Source organism: Acidimicrobiales bacterium, assembly GCA_030747595.1.
GTDB lineage: Bacteria > Actinomycetota > Acidimicrobiia > Acidimicrobiales > MedAcidi-G1 > UBA9410.
This window is the reverse complement of sequence record JASLKK010000008.1, coordinates 108,974-130,594: the sequence shown is the minus strand read 5'-3', so window position 1 is coordinate 130,594 and position 21,621 is coordinate 108,974. Positions and strand designations below refer to the sequence as shown.

Sequence of the window (21,621 nt, the reverse complement as noted above, 5' to 3'; positions counted from 1 at the left end):
GAGTTACCGGTTGCCTCCAGGATCGCACCAACGGCGTAGACGCCGGCGATCTGGGACGACCAGTTGTGGATCGGCAACTTGATGGCATCCGACGAATCCGCAGCCGGCGCAGCTGGCGCGGCCGTAGTAGCCGGCGCAGCCGTAGTAGCCGGCGCAGCCGTAGTAGCCGGCGCAGCATCCCCATCGTCGTCGCTGCCACAGGCCGCGGCGACCATCGTGAATGTCAGCAGTAACGCCAACACTCTGGTAAATCGCTTCATGTCAGTAATCCCCTCATGTTGTTGGTTCCCAGTGGGCCCAATAGGCCCTGAGATTTGTTGGCGGGCGGCGGCTCAGTAGCTGAACGGCCACCCCTTCCAGTAGTTGCGAATCTTGATCCAGATCCCATAGAGCCCTTGAGGTTCGAATAGTAGAAAGAAGATGATCAGGAGGCCAAAGATGATGTCATCAAGGGCACTAACTGGCAACGGGTAGCCAAGAGCGGTTTCCATTACCGAGACAACGCCCCCATCGCCACGACCCGTACTGATGAAAAAATCGAACAGAGCCGAGAATGTCCCTTCCTCTTCGACTTGGTGCTTCATCCAGTCGACTATCTCCTCGACAAAGCGATGGGACGTCATAACGAAAAAGGAACCCATCAAAACTCCGGACACTCGTCCCATCCCACCAATAAGGAGGGCTGCGATGAAATTCACTGCACCAATGAGACCCCACTGTTCAGGAGGTAGCTGCACAGAGAGTGAGGCAAACAGAGCCCCGCCAATCCCGGCGTAGAAAGACGAAATCGCGAACGCTGTGGTCTTGTAACGGTATTCGGGCACACCCATGATCTCGGCAGCGACGTCACGATCCCGGATGGCCTGCAGAGCACGACCAGTCCTGCTCCGAGCCAGGTTGGCAGCCATCCACGCCATCAGGATGAGAACAACCAGCAGGAACAGATAGGTCTTCTGGTTCTTGTTGATGTCGAACCAGAACCAGTGGCCGTCCCTGGAGAAGTCGAGGATTGGTTCCTCCTCTTTCCAGAGACGGAGCTCCATTCTTGGCCACTTTCGACCTAGAGCACCTGGGCCCGCGATCTCAGGAAAGACTCGCGATAGGTGGAGTCCGATAAAGATCAGGCCAAGAGTGACAATGCCCAGGTACAGGCCACGAACTCGAACTGCAGCGGGGGCCACCGCTATGCCTACTACCGCAGCGACTACCCCGGCAGCAGGAAGCCAGAGCCACATCGGAAGGCCCCACCCCCAAAGGTTCGCAGAACCCTTACCCCCGACCAAGACGGCCGTATAGGCACCGACGCCACCAAAGAAGGTGTGGCCAATAGAGATCTGGCCGGCCAAGCCCATCAAGATGTTGAGGCCAAGCGCAGCAATGGCAAAGCACATTGTCCTGTTGATCAACCGAAGCCAAACGTTCTCGCCCAGAAAGCGAACGAACGGAATCTGATCGATGACCGGAAGGTCGAAAGGCATTAGCACGAGAACCAAGAGAAAAAGACCCAAGAGAACCTTCTTGGTGGTTGTCGGCATGAGCTGCGATTCGCTCTCATACGAGATGTAAAGGTTCGGTCGACCCCTCATACTCGCCGAATCTCCTTAGTGCCGAACAGGCCGTACGGCCTGACCAGAAGGCCTATAAGCATGACGACGTAGGGCACGACCTGTTGGTAGCCGGCCCCAAGTACCCCTGTGTACCTAGCGAGGTATTGGCCAGCAAACACTTCCGCGAAACCAACGATGAGACCACCAACAAGTGCTCCGAGGGCCGAATCCAGACCACCGAGAATGACCGCTGGCAGTGCTCGAAAAGCAAAGAACGCTCCTTCCCGGCTGGCCATGCCTGCCGGTCCCCAAGGTGGCATTGATGCAAAGATCCCAGAGATTGCAGCAAGAGCAGACCCAACCGCCCAGGCGATGGCGAAGATCCGTCCGACACTGATGCCCTGGGCCAATGCGGCTTCCTGATCAAACGCTGTGGCCCGCATGGCGACACCGGTTCGCGTCTTGAAGAACTGCCAAGTCCCGAGAAAGGCAGCGGCTGCCATGCCAATGGCTGCCACATAGGACCAGGCGACCATCGCACCTCCGATCTTGAAGGTCTCGGCACCCCATGGGATACCGAGGACCCGAGGCGTTGTGTTAACCGCATCAAAGGCAACGACGCGGACCACTACTTCAAGGCCGAGGGTGATGACAGCCATCGAGAAGACGGGTTCACCAATCATCGGCCGGATTGTTAGCCGCTCGATGACAAGCCCAAGCACTCCCGTCGTGGCTGCCGCCAACACCAGCGCGATGAACCAGTGGAACCAGCCCGGGCCACCGATCCAGCGTCCGGGAACGTTCCAATCCATGAAAATAATGGACAAGAACCAAGTACCAGCCAGGGCCAAGGCCCCCTGGGCGAAGTTGACCGTCTGGGTGGCCTTGTAGATAAGGACGAATCCGAGCGCCAGAAGCGCATAAAGCGACCCTAGAGCTAAGGCCTTGAAGAGAGTCTGGACGAAGGTGTCAAAGGCGTTGGCAGCCAACACCAGAGGGAGACCACTCACGCGTACATCTCTTCTATGAGCTCATTGAATGCTTCCTCCATGGAAGACCTCTTGATCTTCTGGGTTGCTGTGAGCTCGCCGTCCTCATGGTCCAGTTCCTTGGGAATCATCCGGAACTCCCGGATTGACTCGACCCGGGCGAACTTATTGTTGGTCTCGTTCACCACGCCCTGGATCAGCTCCAAGACTTCGGGCTTCTCGGAAAGGTCACGGTAGGTGGTGTAGGGAATGTTCCTTCTCAGGGCCCAGTCACCCACGGTGTCCAACTCGATCCCGATAAGCGCCGAGAGGAACTTCCGACGGTCGCCTATGACCATGGCCTCCTTGACGTACAACGAGGTCTTGAGGCTGTTCTCGATCTCCGACGGCGAGATGTTCTTACCGCCCGCCGTAATGATGATGTGCTTGATCCGGTCGATGATCCGGACATGAGAATCGTCCACCCACTCGCCGACGTCCCCGGTCATGAGCCATCCGTCGTCGGTGAACGTCTCTGCCGTCTGCTCGGGCTTGTTCCAGTAGCCGGCAAAGACCCCGGGGTGCTTCGTTTGGATCTCGCCGGTCTCGGGGTCCAGGCGAAAACCGATGTCGGGGTACGGCTCACCGACCGTGCCCAGAATCATCCGACCCGGGACATTGGTGGTGGCCACTGCCGCGTTCTCGGTCATGCCATAAAGCTCGTAGACGGGTACGCCGATGCCCATGAAGAACTCGAGCACCTCGGGGGCAATGGGCGCAGCACCGGACCCTGCGTGCCAGCACCGCCGCAACCCGATGCGTTCTCTCATGGCTCGGAAGACCAATGGGTTGCCAATGGCGGCCAGCAGGCGACTCCGAACGGTATGGCTTCCACCATTGGCCGCCTTGTCCCGGCCGATCACGGTGGCCAGGCGAAGTCCAAACCGGAGCCAGAGGCGTTTGAACGGTGAGGCATCGTTGCCTCTGATCAACACTGAGGCGTGGAGTTTCTCCCATATGCGGGGAACGGCAAAGAACAACGTGGGCTGGACTTCGCGCAGATTGATCGTGACGGTCTCAATCGATTCCGCGAAGTTGAGGCACAGCCCGCACGAGACCATGTGCCACGTGGAGAAGATTCGTTCGGCCACATGGCACAACGGGAGGTAGGTGACCACAAGGTCATCGGCGGTCGGCGCCCGCTTTCCCCTCAATCCGTCCTCGGCCGTGATCTTTCCGATGGCATAGGCCGTGTTGACGTTGGTCAGCATCGCCCCCTTCGGGGGCCCGGTGGTTCCAGAGGTGTAGACGAGGGTCATCACATCGTCGCCCTCCGCTGCCTCCATGAGCGCCTCGACAGCGCCCTCGTGGGCCGCTCGGTGATCCCTGCCCAGGTCCAGGAAGTCGTTCCAGTCCAGTAGACGTTCGTCGTCGTACTGGCGTACTCCCCGGGGTTCGCAGTAGAGAATCCTCGTGAGGTTGCCGAGCCCGGCCCGATCGATCTCCAGAACCCGGTCGACCTGTTCCTGATCCTCGGCAAGATGGACCGTCGACTCACAATCGGTGAGCAGGTACTCCACCTCTGCCGTTGGGTTGGTCGGATAGAAACCCACGGTGACCCCACGGACGGCCACGGTGGCCAGGTCCAAGATCACCCATTCCGGGCGATCCTCAGCCTGGATGGACACCCGGTCACCCACCTGTACTCCGAGGGCCAAGAGTCCGTGGGCGGCATCGAGCACCAGTTCCCAGGTCTCGAGCCAGGAGATCTCCTGCCAGATGCCGAAGTCCTTCTCCCGCATGGCAATACGGGAGGGTTCGCGCGATGCCCAGTCCCGAGCGAGGCTGGCCACGGTGACCGTCGACGCCGGCACGTCAGACATAGGACGTTCCTCGAGCGTTATAGCCATGTTTCACCCCCTTAAGTTCCACCGGCCGCTGAACCATCGGCCGCTGGACCATAGAAATTGCCTGCCCGATAGCCAATACTTGGAATATCTGGCCTTAAACCATCTAGGCGAGATACAGGAAAGTAACCCAAGGTAGAGACGTCGGTCCAAGGTCGGCCATGACATTCTGGTGACGAACCCCAGCCTGGAATCACCACGGCTAGGTTCGACTCGTGGTCGAACCATCGGGTGAGCTCCCCGTGTTGTCCGTCGAGGACCTCTCCCACCTACTCAAGGACGGACTGACCACCCTGTTCCCCGAAGACCTGTGGGTCGAGGGCCAGATATCGGGCTTCCACGATGCCCGGAGTGGCCACGCCTACTTCGACCTGGTGGAGCCATCTGACGTACCGGGACGAGCGGTAGCCGCCAAGCTCAGCGTGGCCCTCTTCAAGGGAGCGCGCCCCGGCGTAGACCAGACGCTGGCCTCGGCCGGCGGGTTGGCCCTCGGCAACGACCTGCAACTCCGTATCCGGGCACGGCTCGACTTCTACCCGCCCAGCGGTCGCCTCCAACTGATCATGCACGGCGTCGACCCCACGTTCACTCTGGGACTGTTGGCCGCCGAACGCGACCGCCTGCTCCATGCTCTGGCCGACGAGGGGCTGCTACGGGCTAATCGGGCCAACCTCATACCGGTGCCACCCCTGCGAATTGGGCTGGTGACCAGCGTGGGTTCGGCAGCCCATGCCGACTTCACCGACGAGTTGGTCCGCAGCGGACTGCCCTTCGAAGTGCTCGAACACGACGCACGTGTCCAGGGCCACGGCTCGGCCGTCGATCTCGCCGAAGCTCTGTCTGTGGTTGCTACCCACCAGCCCGACGTGATCGCCCTGATCCGCGGTGGTGGTTCAGCCACTGACCTGGCGGCCTTCGACGCTGAGGTATTGGCCCGTACCATTGCCGCGCTCGACGTAGCCGTGGTAACCGGAATCGGACACGAGATCGACCGTTCGGTGGCCGACGAAGCGGCCCATACGGCGTTGAAAACGCCCACGGCATGTGCGGCCGCCCTCGTCGAACAGGTCCAGGCGTTCTCCGATGCCGTCAACGGACTGCGAATGACCATTGCCGACCGGGCCCGAGCTGCTGTCGACCGAGCCAGTGACCGTCTCGACGAGGTAGCCCACCGAACCAACCGGTCGGCATCGGCCGGACTGACCCGCCACGCCGACCAGATCGAGACGGCCACCACTCGTTTCGTCAGGAGTCCAGGAACCTTCCTGGACCGACAAGGCGGACAACTCGACGGCCTGGCCGCCCGGGTACGCGCTCTGGACCCCATCCGGATACTTGCCCGTGGCTGGTCGATCACCCGACGGACCGACGGCTCGCTGGTCCGCACGGCCGACGACGTGAGCACCGGCGACACCCTGGTCACGACGCTGGCCGGCGGTCAGGTGGCGAGTACCGTCGACGACAACAACCCGGCCAGCTAGGAGGGCGACCAGTGACCACCGATGGGGACCTGCCCGGCTACGCCGAAGCCCTCGACGAACTCCAGCAAATCCTCGGGACCCTGGAGTCCGACACCGCCGACGTGGACCTGCTGGCCGAGCGGGTGCAGCGGGCCGACGTACTTATCCGCCACTGCCGTTCCCGTCTCGATGACGCCCGTCTCCACGTCACCCGGGTAATCGCCGCTCTCGACCCTGAAGCCGCTGAACAGCAGTCGGACAGCTGACCGGTGTTCATCCGCAAGCTCACCTCTACCGACGCCTTCGTGGCCATCGACCTCACCGATGTGGCCGGGACCGGCGGCGTGCGATGTGCACCCAAGATCCTCCAGGGGGGAGCAAGGGACCTGGCTCGGTCGACCACCTACGCCCTGGCCGTCCTCGAGCGCCGGGAAACCGGGATCTCGGCCGGCATCAACGCCGCTCCCGATGGCCGTGACACCGCTGTGGCCGCGTTCGTCGCCGAGGTGGCCGGGTGGGACGTCGACTACCGGCTCACCGCCGGTAAGGGCGTTGCCGCGGGCGAGCTGGGCGACGTCGAGACCCCGTCCAACGCCGTCCTGCTTACAGCCGGGGCGGTGGCCGCCGGACTCGCCGCCTGCCCAGACGCAAGCACCGCCGTGATTGATGGATCGGCCGGACCGGCCCTGCTCGACGAGTTGGCCGGGCGTGGCCTGTCGCTCGTCGAAGCCCCGGACCCACTCACGGCGACAGCAGACCTGTTGTTCGTGGGGTCCAAGGTCGGCGCCATCGACCACGGAGTTGCAGATCAACTCCGGGTCCGGGCCGTCGTGCCCACCGGTCCGCTCCCGCTGACCACCAGGGCGGTAGCCCACTGCCGGCGAAACGGCGTGCTGGCCCTCCCGGACTTCGTGACCACCGCCGGCCCCCTCGTCGGCGAGGTGGACGCGGTTCGTGACACGGTGTCGACCATCATCGGTGACGTTCTCGGCCACGGGGACGGTCCGATCCTGGGTGCCTGCGAACGGGCCGAGGCCTTCATGGCCGGCTGGCTCACCGACCTGCCGTTCGGGCGACCCATCGCGGCCTGACCCGACGGGATCCACAGGCGGCGACCCGCCTCCTGATCCGGGTACGAGATCCCCGGCCGGATCAGGTCTCGTTAAGCCCTGGGCTCCCGGCGAACGGTTCCACCATGCGCCGGACCCGGGCTAGCGCCGTGACTGTCCCCGGTTCGAGGCCAAGCACCCTTACTGTCACCGGCGGTCGGCATAATGCCGGTAGACGGGTGAATGGGCCAGTCGTGTCAGGCAGGTTGAGCGAATGATCAAATACATCGGGTCGAAGCGGCGCCTTGTTCCTGTCTTGGGCGAACTCTTCGAAGCATCGGGGGCCACCACGGCGCTGGACCTGTTCACCGGCACGACAAGGGTTGCCCAAGAGTTCAAGCGGCTGGGCGGGTATGTCACCGCTGTCGACATTGCTCGGTACTCGGAGGTTTTCGCGCAGTGCTACATCGCCGCTGATAGTCGTTCGGTTTCCAACAAGGAACTCACAGAGGCGTTGGATTATCTATCCCATGTGCCTGGTTCCCCCGGCTACTTCACTGACACGTTCTGTGTGCAGTCACGTTTCTTTCAGCCATTCAACGGTGAGCGCGTGGATGCGATCCGTGACGTTCTCGAAGCGGAGTTCCGAGGGTCGCCATTGTTTCCGATTCTCTTGACGAGCCTCATCGAAGCCGCCGATCGCGTTGACTCAACGACCGGCGTGCAGATGGCTTACGTGAAGAAATGGGCACGACGTTCCTTCAATGATCTTGAACTCCGGGTACCGGAACTCCTGCCGGGAGGCGGAGAAGTGCTCCGAGGTGACGCGAACGAACTAGCTAAACAGATCGGTCCATTCGATCTCGCTTATCTGGACCCGCCATACAACCAGCACCGCTATTTCACCAACTACCACATCTGGGAGACCCTCGTGGCCTGGGACAACCCAGAGCACTACGGCGTCGCGTGTAAACGGATCGATTCGCGTGACCCAGAAACGAAGAGTGCCTACAACCGCAAGCGCGAGATGCCCGCTGTGCTGGCCGATGCCATTACGTCAGTCAAGGCTGAAGTGGTCATCCTGTCTTACAACGACGAATCCTGGATCGAGAAAGAGGACCTGATCGACCTCTGCAGCGTTCACGGTGAGGTGGTTGCTCTGGCCTTTGATTCCAAACGGTACGTCGGCGCCCAGATCGGGATCTTCAACCCGGACGGTGACAAAGTCGGCAAGGTCTCACACCTCCGCAATCTCGAGTACGTGGTCATTGCGGGTGAGCCAGCGACCGTGCGACGGATGACCGAGGGGTTCTCCAAAGAACCCGACAACGTCCAATCTCCATCTGGCCAGGGTTCTCTGTTCAACGGCTAGAGACCGAGCAGGGTGCGAACTGCCTCGACTGACTCGGCCTGGCTATCACCCCGGAACTCCCAGTTACCGTCGTGCCGCTGCCACCTGAGCCTGGGAAGTGGAACAAAGACGGCGAGTCCCCAAGAAGGATTCGACAACCTGAAGGGCCTCCTCCTCCTTGGGGACTCCCCGTCTGTATCCCTCACTTCTGGTAACCATCGGACCCACCTACTCAGTCAAGCCACGCCTGGCAGCGACCTTCTAGGTAGTTCTTCAAGTTGTCTAGGTCGTAGCCGACCCAGAGGAAGTAGTTGTCAGGTTCAAACAAGTATTGGAACTTGAGGGTGTATCTCCTGTCGGTCGCAAGGTTCTCGCAGAACACGGTTACGTATGGGTGATAGTCGTATTCATATAGGTCGTGTAGGTGTTGAACGAATCGGACTGTGTGGTGCTTGCAAGCCCGCTCTTCGGCATTGCCGCGTGGCCCTTGTTTCTTTACCTCAACGAAAAAGCGGCGCTTTGTCGTTAGGGACTCAACAACCGCCTCAGGTTGAACACCGAGCACCGACTCTCCGCTCTGGTCATCGAAGATGTGAGCCAGTTCTCGTGGTTGTTCTTCAACTCGGTACCTGGACGGGTCAAGGCACCTTCTGGCTACCTCCATGAAGTTCGCCTCAGAAGCACGGAACGTCTGATCGTGCCCTGGCTGCTTTGTCCGCCTTGACAACTTCTCACTATCCATACCTGGAACCATTCGTCACCCCCAATAGCCGGACTAGAAGACCCACAGTCTCCACGAAGGAGCCGGCCCGCAAAAGCCCCGACAATTTCGCTACAACCTCTGGGCAGGGGGAAACCGTACGCCGACTCATCGACTGCCTCATCGCCGCCGCCATCGAGGCCCGTATCCCCATCCTGCACGCCGACATCGACCTCGACGTCCTCGCCCGTCACACCCCGCTCCAGCTCGTCATTCCCTGACCGCTGGCGGAAGAATGCATCCGCCGGCATGACCCGAATGGCCAACGACCACGGTCACCCTCCTCGTACGCTGGGCCGCGTCCCGACGGGACCACACGGGGCTGTAGCTCAGTTGGCTAGAGCACCTGCTTTGCAAGCAGGGGGTCGTGGGTTCGATTCCCATCAGCTCCACCATGAATCGTCGTCTGTCGATAACCGGATGACCACGGATCGTGACGCTCAGGATCAGGCGTTGTTGACCGGGCTACGGACTGCCTGCCTCCCACTGCCCGGTGTCGAGGAGCGGATAAACCACGGCATGCCTACCTTCGCCGTGGTCAGGCGTACGGCCTTCTGCAACCTGCACCACCATCAGGAGGACGACCGTCCCACCCTGTGGTTCAAGGCGGCAGCCGGGGTACAGGCCGAGCTGGTCGACCAGGAACCGGACCGGTTCTTCGTCCCCCCCTACGTGGGCCCCCGGGGATGGGTCGGCCTGCGGCTCGACGTGGACCTCGACTGGGACGAGGTGGCCGCCGTGGTCGAGGATGCCTGGCGCCTCGTCGCCACCAAGCGCCAGCTGGCCGAACGGGACAACGTCTGATCACCGGATCAGGCGTCAGGGAGCCTGCTGGTCAGCCGATGTGTCCGGTCAGGACGTTGACGGTGTTGGCGCCGATCTCCGCCACCGCGTAGCCACCTTCCATCACATACAGGGTGGGCAGGCCCAGGGCGCGAATACGGTGGCCCACCTCCAGGTAGTCAGCGGTGGCTAGGCGGAAGAAGCTGATCGGATCGCCCTCGAAGGTGTCCACGCCCAGCGACACCACCAGGGCATCTGGTCGGTGGGCGAGGATCCGCCGGCAGGCATCGTCTAGGGCCGTCGACCATTCGGCGAAGCCCGTGCCGGGGCGCATCGGATAGTTGGCGGTGCAGCCCTCTCCGAGACCGGCCCCCGTCTCGTCCTCATAACCGAGGAAGTACGGGAAAGCGTCGGCCGGGTGCCCGTGGAGCGACGTGAAAAGCACGTCGGCCCGCTCCCAGAAGATGCCCTGGGTGCCGTTGCCGTGGTGGAAGTCGATGTCCAGTACCGCCACCCGATCGGCTCCGTCGACGAGGAACCCCTCTGCGGCGATGGCCGCGTTGTTCAGGAAGCAGTAGCCGCCGAACTGGTCGGACGACGCATGGTGGCCCGGCGGCCTGCACAGTCCGAAGGCCGCCGGCGACCCGGCGGCGACAAGGCGCTGCCCGGTCTGGGCAATTGCCGCAGCAGCCGATGCGGCCCTCCACGTCCCGGCGGTGATCGCCGTCTCAGCGGCGAAGGCGAAGTACCCCAGCCGACCATCGGGCTCCAGGGGCACCCGATCGTGGCGGAGTCCCCGCACCGGAAACATCGTGGGGATGGCGTCGCCCGTATGCCCGGATGCCGTCCAGTCCTCCCAGAACGTCCGCAGGAAGTCAACGTAGGCAGGATCGTGGACCCGAACGACCCCATCCAGGTCGACCGGCTCAGGATCATGACGGTCCTCGAACCCGGCCGCATCCAGGGCGGCCACCACGTGGTCCCATCGTTCCGGACACTCGAATGGCCGAACCAGGCCACCCTCGAAAAGTTCCGCGGACGGGAAATGGGCACGGTGATCGTCGCTCAGGATGACCTGCATGCCGTCACCGTAGGTGGGCCGCCGGTTCAGCGTTCCTCCAACTGCATCCGCAGGGCATCAGTAACCCCGCCGCCCAGGTAGAGGTCGCTCCCGGGTGGCAGGAGGCCGCGTTCCTCCAGGCGGTTCATGACCCGCAGGACGACGGCGCAGTAGCGGGCCGCGCCGAAGACCTCGTGCCAGCGCACACCCACAGCCCGGCGTCCCAACGCCCGCTCGTACACCCCGACCAGCTCCTCCCGGGAGGGCTCGCCGTCCAGGCGGGGATTCCCGCAGGCCTCGTGGATCCACCGGTCGAAGCTCAAGAACCATCCCAGGTCGAACTCCGCCGGGGCGATGGTCGCCCCCTCGAAGTCGGTCGTGCAGGCCGGCCTGGCTCCATCCCAGAAGATGTTCCCCAGCCTGCAGTCACCCCAGCAGAGAGCCGGTGGAGCATCGGGTGGAACCTCGGCCCTGAGCCTCCGCCAACCTTCGGCCAGGGTCGGATGCAGGCGCCCTCGCAACTCGCCCGTGGCGAACTCCTCCCACAGGTCCAGTTGGCGAAGGTTCGTGGGCTCACACCCCTCCGGGACCAGGTGACCGAGGCCGGCGGTCATCCAGTCCACCCGGTTCACCGTGGCGATGGTTTGCGCCGCCGCCTCGTTCATGGCCCGCCTGCGCTCAGGCGTGGCCTCCGCATAGAAGCCCTCGGCCACGTAGGCCGGATCCTCCCGCGGTATGTCGCCGGCTACGAAGCCGGACACGAAGAACGGTCCACCCAGGATCTTCCCGTCCGGCTCGAAGCCGATTGACGGGGCCACGGGCACCTCGGAGTGGTCCTCCAGTCCCCGCAGCACCCGCCACTGCAGCTCCACCTCGACGGTGGTGGTCGGCGACTGCGCCGGGTAGATGGCCGCTTCCGGAGGCTCCCGTCTCACGACGAAGCGCTCCTCAACCTCCCGGCCATCCTTCTCGACGACGGCAGGCAGGATCAGCGTCTCTCCCGAGTAGCCGCCCTCGGGTCGGACCGGTGCCGCCAATCGCACGGCCCCGACCCCGTCGTCAGAGAGGCGGTCGACCAGCCATTCCTCCAATGCCCGGAGGTCCAGGTCTTCGTCCAGCGGGCCCCTGAGGTGGTCTGGCACTATCCGCCGGTCCGGTCAGTCGCCCCGCGCCACGCTGGATGGCCGGTAGAAGGTGAGCATCTGGACGACACCACCGCCCACGCCGAGCAGCAGCGCAATCCACAGCCCGGTCATGCCGTCGAGGTCGTCGGCGATGCCCAGGACGTCATCCACCGACCAGGAGCCGGGGCCAGTGGTAGCTGACACGAGAGCGGCCACCGAGAGCACGAAAACGTACTCCCAGCCCTCCTTGATGATGAAGAACCCGTTGCTGCGATGCGACGTCCAACCGGCGACAGTCATCACGCCGATGACGCCCGCGGCAGCCAACGAATGGAGGAGGCCCACGGCCATCAGCACGCCGGCTCCCAGCTCTGTCGACGCCGCAAGATAGGCATTCAGCCTCCCGGGGCGCATCCCGATGCTGTCGAACCACCGTCCGGTGCCCGGGATCTTCCCCCCGCCAGTGAACTTGTTCCAGCCATGGGCGGCCAACGTCAGACCCACCACCACCCGAAGGATCAGCAGAGCCAGGTTGGCGTCAGTGGTCAGTTCCATGGAAATACCTCCGGTCAGGTGGGCAGGACTCGACCGACGCGGACACTACCGGGGGACCGGACCCCGCTGGACGAGGAGATCCGTGAACTAGGGCCACTCGACCTCCGGGTCCGTTCCCTAGCCGGTCCTAGGCTGGCCAGATGCTGACGTTGAAGATCATCATTGCTATCGCGGTGGCCGTGATGATGCTGCGCATGGGCATCACTGTGCTGCGGGCCCTAGCCACTCCAATTCCCGAACCTCCGCCGGTCGGCGAACTCCGGAAGGTGAAGCTCCAGTACCGCTGCAGCCTCTGCGGGACCGAAGTCCGAATGACGGTGGCCCCTGACGAGATTCCCGACCCACCGCGTCACTGCATGGACGACATGGAGCTTCAAGCCACCGAAGAGTGACCCTCCTTCAATGGACGCGTCGCGCCTGTTCAAAGCTCTTTAAAGCGATGGTTTTCCACAGGGTGTGGACACGCCTGTGGGTGAATCACAGGGATGTGATTCCAAGATGCGATCCGGTTCGACCGCCGGACCCCAGCACGAACTTGGTCAGTGGTACTGGGTGGCGGTGATGATCCCGCCGAGGATCGAACCGAGGCCCAGCATCAGGAAACCGTTGCTGGTTCCACCGGGCATCCAACCGACATAGTTGAAGAAGATGATCAAAATTCCCAGTCCCAACAGGCCGAAAAGCAGCACCGTCATCCAGGTGGGCGACGATGCATGACCCGCTGACATCGAGTGGTCCACCGGGGCACCAGTACGGGTGCCCTTCGGGGTGACCCGACCTCCCTGGACCCGCTTCTTGGCGGGCCGGGGGCGCGGCGGTGTGGCACCACCCTCGACAGAATCTTCAGGGGACGGGTCCGACGTGGGGTTGACGTTCTCGCTACTCGACATGTCCACGAGGATACGGCCCCCAGCCACCATCCCGAGGTCCGAACCTGCTGGGGCCTCGAATCGGTTCGGTTAGCGTCTCAAGAGTGAGCCCACGCGTCCTGGTCATCGACAACTACGACTCATTCGTCTACAACCTCGTCCAATACCTGGGCGAGCTCGGTGCCGATCCGCTCGTTTACCGCCACGACGCGATAACGCTGGCCGACGTGGAAGCCCTAGCTCCCGATGCTGTGCTGATCAGCCCCGGGCCGGGACGACCGGAGGACGCCGGCGTCTCCACAGCGGTAATCCACTGGGCGGCCGGACGAGTACCCCTGCTAGGGGTGTGCCTCGGCCATCAGGCCATCGGTGCCGCATGGGGTGGCTCGGTGGTGCGGGCGCCGAAAGTCATGCACGGCAAGACGTCGATGATCCAACACGAGGGCGCCGGAATCTTCGCCGGCCTACCCGCTCCGTTGGAAGCCACCCGCTACCACTCGCTCATCGTCGACCGGGACTCGATCCCCGACGAGTTGGAAATCACGGCGACCAGTGAAGACGGACTCGTCATGGGGCTACGACACCGCGAGTTCGACGTGGAGGGCGTGCAGTTCCATCCCGAGTCGGTCCTGACGGCCAACGGACACGATCTGCTAACTAACTTCCTGGCCCGGGTCGCCTGACCCGGAGATCGGGCCCGCTGCTAGCTGGTCGGATCCTCGGCCCGTCCGATCACGATGGTCACTCGGGTCCCCAGGTCGACCTCTCCATCCGGCACCGGGCTCTGGCTGATGACCCGCCCATCGTTGGGGCTGTAGGCCGGCAGAACCTCGCTGCGGACGTTGGCCACCAAATCAACATCGGTCAACGCAGCGACCGCGTCGGCCTCCCGCATGCCTTCGACCGCCGGGACGGGCACCAAAGGCAGACCCGAAGACACGACGATGACCACGGTGCCACCGGGCGCCAACTCACTTCGGGCCGGTGGCTCGGTGCGGACCACCTGGCCCTCGGGCACCGTGCGACTCTTCTCCTCAGCCGTGCTGGCCCGCCAACCAAGACGCGACACGATGTTCATCGCATCGAGCACAGGCCGGTTCGAAAGGTCGGGCACCTCCTCGACGGCCGGCCCAGTCGACACGAACAGAATGACCCGCGCGCCCGGAATGATCTCTACGTCCGGATCAGGTGACTGGTCGATCACCTCGCCGGCTGGAACCACCGGATGTTCCTGGCCCACCGTCTGAACCTTGAGACCCATAGCCTCCAGGTCGCGTTCGGCATCCACAGCCTGATCGCCCCGGACGTCCAGCAGCATCATCGGTCCGGTCCCCCGACTGATCCACAGGCGGACCGTGTCGGCGGGCTCGACCTTGGTGCCGCCCGACGGATCCTGGGCAAAGACGGTGTTTTCAGGAAAGTCGGAGTTGGTCTCGTAATCCATCTGAACGCTGAGGCGAGCATCGCGCAGACTGGTCCGGGCCTCATCCAACGGCTGACCGATCAACGTGGGTACTTCGACCAGTTCGATCCCCACCTGGGCCGGCTCATTGTCGCCACCCACCCCGAGCGTGTCGACGAACTCCAACACCAAGTAGCCGAAGGCCACCAGCAGGCCAACCAACACCACGGTGAACATGGCCGTACGGCGCAGCCCATCATCGCGACGGTGGCCGGTGGCCGCCCCAAAGTCCCCGGACGGCGCTGGGATCGGGGCGATTGGACTAACCGGTGACACCATGGCGACCTGCGAGATGGCTCGCAGGTCGTGTGCGCCGTCCCGGTAACGCTTGAGGTCACTCCGAAGGTCCTCGGCAGTGGGATAGCGGTTGACCGGGTTCTTGGCCAGCAGCTTGAGGGTGATGGCCTCCAACGATTCGGCCACGGCGGCACCAGCGGCTCGCATCGACAACGGGCTGTCCTGGACATGCCGGTAGGCAATGGCCACCGGGGTCTCGCCGGTGAACGGCGGTCGCCCAAGAATCATCTCGTAGAGCACGACGCCGAGGGAGTACAGGTCGCTACGCGGGTCGACTGGTCGTCCCTGCGCCTGCTCGGGCGAGAAGTAGGTGGCCGTTCCCATGACCGATCCCGACTGGGTGAGGTCGTTGCGGGCCCCTACCAACGCCGTCGCTATTCCGAAGTCGGCCACCTTCACGTGGCCGTTGGGGGTGACCAATACGTTTCCGGGCTTCACGTCCCGGTGGACCAGACCGTTGCGGTGCGCAAAGGCCAGCGCGGCAGCAATGTCGGCGGCAACCTCGGCGGCCCGATCGGCAGGCAGGGGCCCGTCGGAGCGGAGGATCTCCGCCAGACTCCGGCCGTCCACGTACTCCATGACGATGAAGTAGGTGCCCTGCTCTTCGCCCCAGTCGAAGACGCTCACCACGTTGGGATGGTTCAGATTGGCTGCGGCCTGAGCCTCCCGACGAAACCGCTCCACGAAGTCGGGATCTCGGGAAAATTCGTCAAACAGGACCTTGACCGCCACTGGTCGATCCAAGAGGAGATCGCGCGCGAGGTAGACGTCGGCCATGCCTCCCCGGGCGATCTGCCGGTGGAGTTCGTACCGCCCATTGAAGACGGTGGGGCCCTGTGCTGACACGGCGGAGGATTCTACCGGGGGCCGGTTTGGGCCGACCGTCGCCCGTGATTGGTCATTAGTCGCTTGTAATTGGTCATTGGTCGCTCAGATGGGATCGGAAGCCCTCGATGAGACGCCTGGCCTCCTCCAGAGTTCCGACCGGGATCGTCTCCAGCACGGCCGCCCGGGTCGAGTCATCGAGGCGAGATATCCGTAGATCTCCGCCCTCCACGAAGGTTGGATCAAACCACAGGATCCCAGATGGACGCCCCCGGAACACCGCCACGTCCCCATCGTCGTTCCCAATGAACCACCCCTGGCCAGCAAACAACGACAGGACCAGGATCGTTGCGATCACCACGGCAACCACCGAGCCGATAGCGGCTCGCAGGGTGGCCCGCGGGTCATCGCCTTTCGGGCGGGATCGGACAGGACCGGTGATCCGCTCGGGCCGGGCGGCAGGGATCGGCGGACGCCCGCTGGGCGGGACCTCCGGGCCGTCGACCACCTCTACGACCAGCGCAGTGACGTTGTCGTGCCCGCCCTCGACGACCGCTTCGGCCACCAGTCGACCGGCTACCTCGTGGGCCGGGCCGTCGCCCAGAAGTTCGCTGATCCGGGCATCATCCAACTCGTTGAACAACCCGTCACTGCACAACAGGAAGCGGTCTCCCAGGGCCGGCGGGAGTTCCCAACTGTCGATGGTGGGATCGGCTTCGATCCCCAGAGCCCTGGTGAGAATGTTGCGTTGTGGGTGGACGGCCGCCTCGTCCGGTGTCAGCTCACCGGCCCGCACCAAGTCAGCCACCAGGCTGTGGTCGTCGCTGACCCGTACTAGCCCACCGGCATCAAGGCGGTACACGCGGCTGTCACCAATGTTGACCACAGCCAGTGCATCGGGCCCTCCCTGTCCTCCTGGACCGTCAACCACGGCCAGCGCACACAGGGTGGTTCCCATACCCGACAGTTCGGGATCGGCAGCGGCCCGCTCGAGGACCGCTCGATTGGCCAGACGCACCGCACGGACCAGCGAGGCCCGGTCGGGGCCTGTGAACCCCTCCACCACGGCTGAGGTGGCCACCGTTGATGCCACTTCGCCTCCTCGATGACCACCCATTCCGTCGGCCACCACGTACACGTCGTCGCCCGAAGCGACGTCGTCCTGGTTCACGTCACGGATTCGACCGACATGGGTGGCCGAACCGATCACCAATCGGATCGACCGTCTTCGAGGTCGGCGGGCCACCATCACCTGTCCCTCACCACCCGTCGGTCGGCTGCACCGTCGCACGATGGTACCGGTGGCTGGCGGGCCATTTCAGCGCGGCGGGAACATCATCGACCCCGTTAGCCTTTCCTCCGCGACTCGCGCGAGTGGCGGAATTGGCAGACGCGCAGGATTCAGGTTCCTGTGTCCGAAAGGATGTGAGGGTTCAAGTCCCTCCTCGCGCACCACCTGATCGACCCCAAATCCGGTAGCGCCGGTAGTCAGGGAACGTCGACGTCGGGCCGTGGTTCGCAGCCAGCCAGTCGAGACAGCAGGACCATCTCCTCATCGGTACCGGGTCGCACGGTGAGACCAGTGGCATCGGTCGACCGCCACTGTTCGAAGCGTTCGGCAATCCGGGCTTCGGATCCGACCAAGGCCCCGTCATCCACGTAGTCGTCGGGCACGGCCGCCGCGGCTTCGTCCCGCCGACCGGCCACGAACAGCTCGGTAATCCGCTCGGCCGCCTCGCCGAATCCCCGTCGGACCATGGCATCGCGATGGAAGTTGTGTTCAGCGGTCCCGTAACCACCGACCCGCATGGCCACTCCTGGCTTGGCGGCGTCCAGAACGGACCGCACGTCATTGGTCAGGCACACCGTGGCCCCTGTCTGGACCTCGAGGTCGGCCATGGTCCGGCCGCTTCGAGCCAGGCCGACAGCCAGGTCCTCGGCGTAGAGGTGGGCGCTCCCCGGGGTGTAGCCCAGCGGCAACCAACCGTCGGCCACCTCAGCGGTGAGGCGCACGTTGGCCGGCCCACCGGTTGCCAGGAAGATCGGCAGATCGGGGTTCGGATGGAGGATCGGTTTCAAGGGTCGGCCCGACCCGGTCGAGCCCGGGCCGTCGTAGGGCAGACGGATTTCCGTGCCGTCGTGGACCACCGGCCCCTCGCGGCGAAATACCTGTCGAACGATGGCTACGTAGTCCCGCAACCGTGCTGACGGCTGACCCCACGGCTGGCCGTACCAGCCCTCAGCGACCTGCGGGCCCGACAGTCCCAGTCCACACACCACACGTCCGGGGGCCAGTGCCTCGAGGGTGGCGAACTGCATAGCCGCAGTGGTGGGTGGCCTCGCCGGAATCTGAGCGACCGCTGAGCCGAGGCGGAGGTACCGGGTATGGGCGGCCAGGAAGGCCAGCGGGGTGACCGCATCGGCGCCGTAGATCTCGGCGGTCCACACCGAGTCGAAGCCGAGTTTCTCAGCCAACAGGATCCGACGTAGCGGCAGGTCGACACGCGGCGCGGCCCAGACGTCGACCCCCAAACCCAGTCGCATGATGCCCCGTTCTCCGATTCCCGGTCAGCGACTCAGGCGTGGACGTCGACGACAACCCGGCCCCGGATCCGTCCGGCCAACACGTCGTCGGCAACGGCCGACACATCGTCGAGACCCACCAGTTTGGTCATCGAGGCCAGCAGATCCCGATCGAGATCCTCGTCAAGACGTCTCCAGGCTTCAATGCGTCGAGCACGGGGCACGTGGACCGAGTGCACGCCACGCAGGGTCACCCCCCGCAGGATGAACGGTGCCACGCTGGTCGTGAGGTCCATACCCTGGGCAAGGCCGCAGGCCGCCACACAGCCCTCAGGCTGCACCTGGGCCAGCACGTTGGCCAGCGTGTGGCTACCCACCGCGTCCACCGCCCCGGCCCACCGGGCTCGGGCCAGTGGCCGACCCCCCGGTTCGGACAGTTCAGACCGCTCCACGATGGTGGAGGCGCCCAAAGCCGTCAGGTAGTCCGCCTCCTCCGGGCGGCCGGTGGAGGCGTGCACCTCGTAGCCCTGAGCAGCCAACAGGGCAGTGGCCACGCTCCCCACGCCACCCGCCGCACCGGTGACCAGTACCGGACCACGATCGGGTGTCACGTGGTGGTCCTCGAGGGCCAGCACGCAGAGGATCGACGTGTAGCCAGCGGTGCCGATGGCCATGGCCTGGGCGGTGGATACACCTTCGGGTAGGGGCACGGTCCACGACCCGCGGATCCGGGCCCGCTGAGCCAACCCACCCCAGGACTCCTCGCCTATCCCCCAACCGTTCACAACCACCCGCTGGCCTACCGGAACCTCGGGGTCGTCCGAAGAGGCCACCGTGCCGGCCAGGTCGATGCCGGGCACCATGGGCCACGAACGCACGATGGGCGACTGGTCGGCGATGGCCAGTGCGTCCTTGAAGTTCACCGTCGAGTACTCGACGTCGACGATCACCTCGGGCTGGTCGGCGTCACCTACTGACGGAAGATCCCCGTCGTCAAGTTCTACATACTCCCGTCGGAACTCACCATCGGACTTGTCGAGTCGCAGGGCACGAAACACGGTCATCTCTTCTCTTCTTGGGGGCTGGGAGTTCGGGGGCCGGGTTCTCGGCGGCAGGGCGGGCCAGTTCAGCGGCCGAACATGGCCAGCCACTGCTCCTCGGAACGGGGCATGAATACGAAGTTGTCTCGCCGGGTGTCGCCCATAGGGGCCGATGGTTGCGGCGAGTAGAGGTGACCGGGGTAGAGCACGGCGTCGTCGGGCACCTTGGCTAGACGGTGATGGAGGCTGTGGTACAGCGCCGCGGGGTCGCCGCCGGGGAGGTCGGTCCGCCCGCAGCCCTCGAGGAACAGGGTGTCGCCGGCCACCAGTCGGCCGTCAACCAAGAAGCACTGGCTGCCCGGCGTGTGGCCCGGCGTGTGGATCAGCTCGATGTCGATGGCTCCCACGGTGACCACGTCACCACTGTCGTGTCCGACGATCTCACCGTCGCCCAGACCGGTCACCTCGGCGATGAATCCAGCCTCGTCACGCTGGGCGTGAATTGGAACCGAGGTTCGTTCCAGTAGTTCGGCGGCCCCGATGATGTCTAAGCCCATCATGGAACCACCCACGTGGTCCGGGTGGTAGTGGGTGGCTAGCGCACCGGTGCAACGCATGTCATCGGCCGCAAGGACATCAAGAATGCCGTCGACGTCGTACGCCGGGTCGACCACCACGGCCTCGCCGGTCTCCAGATCACCGATGAGGTAGACGAAGTTGACCATCTGGCGGGCCATCGGATCCTCGGTGGCGAAGTCCCGGCCGGACAGGAGTTGGCGGAAGTAGAGGCGGTCGGGAGTGTCGCGGTGGGTGGTGTCGGTCATCGTCGAGCCAGACTAGGAGGCCGGTTCGGACGGGTCTGAGTCGGCGGCCCGCCAGGCAGCCTCGGCTAGAGCCAGAACTTCACGGAGCGGACGACCGGTTACCGCGGCCACGCGGGCTGCATCATCGTGTTCGGCCTTGGCCCGACCGGCGGTGACCTTGACCTCGATCGGATGTCCGTCGACCACTACTTCGTCCATGGTCCGAGCTGCCGACCACCGTTGGACGGTGTGGGCCCGTACGCCGAGCGATCCCGTCTCAGACGTCAACACCTCGGCGACCACGGCTACTGCGGACGGATCACACAAGGCGCTCACCACGTGGGCCGGGCGGCCCTTCTTCATCACGATGGGCGTGACCCAGGCATCACGGGCTCCCGCCTCTAGGCACCGGGCCAGGGCATGGGCGAGGGTTTCGCCTGTGGCATCGTCCACGTTCACCTCGAGGGTGACCATCGGCTGACCCGAGGCCCGGCCGGGACCCCCGCCGGTAGCTTCCCCCGTCCGATCGAGGGTGCCCACCACAACCTGAGTGACGTTGGGTCGTCCGTCAAGGTCCCGGTCGCCCGCCCCGTAACCGGTGGCCTCGACGACCAGTGCCGGCATCGGACCCCAGGTGGTGACCATGGCGGCCAATAGGGCGGCGCCTGTCGGGGTGGTCAACTCGGCGGCCAGGTCGGTGCCGTGGGTGGGGGCTCCAGCCAACAGGGCGATGGTGGCCGGTGCGGGAATAGGGATCGTGCCGTGGGCCGATTCGACCGTTCCCGTTCCCGTGGCCACACTGCCCGACTGGACCTCGTCGACGTCGAGCACCTCGAGGGCGGCACACGTGCCGACCACGTCCACGATGCTGTCGATGGCACCCACCTCGTGAAAGTGCACGTCGGCCGGCGGAATCCCATGAAGGCGACCCTCGACGGCGGCCAGCGCCTCGAAGGTGTCGCGCACCCGTCGGGCCATGCGATCCGGGAAGTCGGCAGCGTCAACCATGGCCAAAATCGAGGACGCGTGTCGGTGGGTGGCGTCATCGTCGGCCTCTACCCGTACGTCGATCGCCGCGATCCCACCACGCAGGGTCGGCTCGGCGGTCAGCGCCCAACCTTCAATCGGAAGCTGTCTCACTAACGCCCGGACCTCGTCGACGTCGGCGCCCGCATCGATCAGGGCGCCGAGGGCCATATCCCCCGCGATACCGGCAAACGGCTGGAACCACGCCACCC

22 protein-coding genes and 2 tRNA genes are annotated in these 21,621 nt (G+C 64.3%); 9 read left to right on the top strand and 15 right to left on the bottom strand.

The features are described from left to right. The 4 genes from QF777_08165 to QF777_08150 all read right to left on the bottom strand — a co-directional run. Positions 1-260 (bottom strand): hypothetical protein (locus QF777_08165; protein ID MDP6911521.1); only part of this gene is annotated, 260 nt, incomplete at its 3' end. A gap of 72 nt (positions 261-332) precedes the next feature. After that, on the bottom strand, positions 333-1,586 hold the full coding sequence (locus QF777_08160) for a branched-chain amino acid ABC transporter permease (protein ID MDP6911520.1): 1,254 nt from the start codon (positions 1,584-1,586) through the stop codon (positions 333-335). Beyond that, a complete protein-coding gene (locus QF777_08155; protein MDP6911519.1) occupies positions 1,583-2,557 on the bottom strand; it encodes a branched-chain amino acid ABC transporter permease in 975 nt (324 codons plus the stop codon). Before QF777_08155 ends, QF777_08160 begins: the two co-directional genes overlap by 4 nt. Then, positions 2,554-4,398: an AMP-binding protein gene (locus QF777_08150; protein MDP6911518.1), complete on the bottom strand. Its 1,845-nt coding sequence runs from the start codon at positions 4,396-4,398 to the stop codon at positions 2,554-2,556. The genes QF777_08155 and QF777_08150 overlap by 4 nt, the downstream gene beginning before the upstream one ends. Before the next feature lie 239 nt (positions 4,399-4,637). Between QF777_08150 and xseA the strand changes: the two genes are divergently transcribed. The 4 genes from xseA (at position 4,638) to QF777_08130 (ending at position 8,303) form a co-directional block, all read left to right on the top strand. Continuing rightward, on the top strand, positions 4,638-5,903 hold the full coding sequence (gene xseA / locus QF777_08145; protein ID MDP6911517.1) for an exodeoxyribonuclease VII large subunit: 1,266 nt from the start codon (positions 4,638-4,640) through the stop codon (positions 5,901-5,903). A gap of 11 nt (positions 5,904-5,914) precedes the next feature. Next, on the top strand, positions 5,915-6,148 hold the full coding sequence (gene xseB, locus QF777_08140) for an exodeoxyribonuclease VII small subunit (protein MDP6911516.1): 234 nt from the start codon (positions 5,915-5,917) through the stop codon (positions 6,146-6,148). A gap of 3 nt (positions 6,149-6,151) precedes the next feature. Further along, positions 6,152-6,973, top strand: coding sequence for a hypothetical protein (locus tag QF777_08135; protein MDP6911515.1), 822 nt, complete (start codon positions 6,152-6,154; stop codon positions 6,971-6,973). A 232-nt stretch (positions 6,974-7,205) separates the two neighbouring features. Continuing rightward, positions 7,206-8,303 (top strand): DNA adenine methylase, encoded by a 1,098-nt coding sequence (locus tag QF777_08130; GenBank protein MDP6911514.1) that lies wholly within the window; start codon positions 7,206-7,208, stop codon positions 8,301-8,303. 211 nt (positions 8,304-8,514) lie between these two features. Here QF777_08130 and QF777_08125 read toward each other — a convergent pair whose 3' ends face one another. After that, the gene (locus QF777_08125; protein MDP6911513.1) at positions 8,515-9,024 is read right to left on the bottom strand and encodes a hypothetical protein; all 510 of its coding nucleotides are present in this window, start codon (positions 9,022-9,024) and stop codon (positions 8,515-8,517) included. 336 nt (positions 9,025-9,360) lie between these two features. Between QF777_08125 and QF777_08120 the strand changes: the two genes are divergently transcribed. Together QF777_08120 and QF777_08115 are read left to right on the top strand one after the other, a co-directional pair. After that, a tRNA-Ala gene (locus QF777_08120) sits at positions 9,361-9,437 on the top strand. Positions 9,438-9,462: 25 nt separating this feature from the next. Further along, entirely contained in the window at positions 9,463-9,846 is a 384-nt protein-coding gene (locus QF777_08115; protein MDP6911512.1) for an MmcQ/YjbR family DNA-binding protein, read from the top strand. A gap of 31 nt (positions 9,847-9,877) precedes the next feature. Here the strand turns inward: QF777_08115 and QF777_08110 are convergent, their stop codons facing one another. Genes QF777_08110 through QF777_08100 form a run of 3 tightly spaced genes read right to left on the bottom strand, consistent with a single transcriptional unit; the run spans position 9,878 to position 12,564 of the window. Continuing rightward, complete coding sequence (locus QF777_08110) at positions 9,878-10,906, bottom strand: histone deacetylase family protein (protein ID MDP6911511.1); 1,029 nt, start codon at positions 10,904-10,906, stop codon at positions 9,878-9,880. A gap of 26 nt (positions 10,907-10,932) precedes the next feature. Then, positions 10,933-12,027, bottom strand: a complete 1,095-nt coding sequence (locus QF777_08105; protein ID MDP6911510.1) for a phosphotransferase family protein — start codon at positions 12,025-12,027, stop codon at positions 10,933-10,935. Positions 12,028-12,042: 15 nt separating this feature from the next. Then, positions 12,043-12,564 carry a DoxX family protein gene (locus QF777_08100; protein ID MDP6911509.1) on the bottom strand — a complete coding sequence of 174 codons (522 nt, stop codon included), beginning with the start codon at positions 12,562-12,564 and terminating at the stop codon, positions 12,043-12,045. A gap of 140 nt (positions 12,565-12,704) precedes the next feature. On the opposite strand from QF777_08100, the gene QF777_08095 reads away from it, so the two are divergent. Continuing rightward, positions 12,705-12,956 (top strand): hypothetical protein, encoded by a 252-nt coding sequence (locus QF777_08095; GenBank protein MDP6911508.1) that lies wholly within the window; start codon positions 12,705-12,707, stop codon positions 12,954-12,956. Positions 12,957-13,103: 147 nt separating this feature from the next. On the opposite strand, the gene QF777_08090 is transcribed toward QF777_08095, so the two are convergent. Then, the gene (locus tag QF777_08090; protein MDP6911507.1) at positions 13,104-13,454 is read right to left on the bottom strand and encodes a hypothetical protein; all 351 of its coding nucleotides are present in this window, start codon (positions 13,452-13,454) and stop codon (positions 13,104-13,106) included. Between the two features lie 83 nt (positions 13,455-13,537). Between QF777_08090 and QF777_08085 the strand changes: the two genes are divergently transcribed. Then, positions 13,538-14,116, top strand: coding sequence for an aminodeoxychorismate/anthranilate synthase component II (locus tag QF777_08085; GenBank protein MDP6911506.1), 579 nt, complete (start codon positions 13,538-13,540; stop codon positions 14,114-14,116). 20 nt (positions 14,117-14,136) lie between these two features. Here QF777_08085 and pknB read toward each other — a convergent pair whose 3' ends face one another. After that, entirely contained in the window at positions 14,137-16,038 is a 1,902-nt protein-coding gene (pknB, locus tag QF777_08080) for a Stk1 family PASTA domain-containing Ser/Thr kinase (protein ID MDP6911505.1), read from the bottom strand. Positions 16,039-16,111: 73 nt separating this feature from the next. Next, entirely contained in the window at positions 16,112-17,227 is a 1,116-nt protein-coding gene (locus tag QF777_08075) for a protein phosphatase 2C domain-containing protein (GenBank protein ID MDP6911504.1), read from the bottom strand. A gap of 158 nt (positions 17,228-17,385) precedes the next feature. On the opposite strand from QF777_08075, the gene QF777_08070 reads away from it, so the two are divergent. Further along, positions 17,386-17,472, top strand: a tRNA-Leu gene (locus QF777_08070). Positions 17,473-17,505: 33 nt separating this feature from the next. On the opposite strand, the gene QF777_08065 is transcribed toward QF777_08070, so the two are convergent. The 4 genes from QF777_08065 to larC form a co-directional block, all read right to left on the bottom strand. Then, positions 17,506-18,561: an LLM class F420-dependent oxidoreductase gene (locus QF777_08065; protein ID MDP6911503.1), complete on the bottom strand. Its 1,056-nt coding sequence runs from the start codon at positions 18,559-18,561 to the stop codon at positions 17,506-17,508. 32 nt (positions 18,562-18,593) lie between these two features. After that, positions 18,594-19,604, bottom strand: a complete 1,011-nt coding sequence (locus QF777_08060) for an MDR family oxidoreductase (GenBank protein ID MDP6911502.1) — start codon at positions 19,602-19,604, stop codon at positions 18,594-18,596. A gap of 62 nt (positions 19,605-19,666) precedes the next feature. Continuing rightward, positions 19,667-20,404, bottom strand: coding sequence for an MBL fold metallo-hydrolase (locus tag QF777_08055; protein ID MDP6911501.1), 738 nt, complete (start codon positions 20,402-20,404; stop codon positions 19,667-19,669). A gap of 12 nt (positions 20,405-20,416) precedes the next feature. Then, entirely contained in the window at positions 20,417-21,619 is a 1,203-nt protein-coding gene (gene larC / locus QF777_08050) for a nickel pincer cofactor biosynthesis protein LarC (protein MDP6911500.1), read from the bottom strand. Between the last annotated feature and the right edge of the window lie 2 nt (positions 21,620-21,621).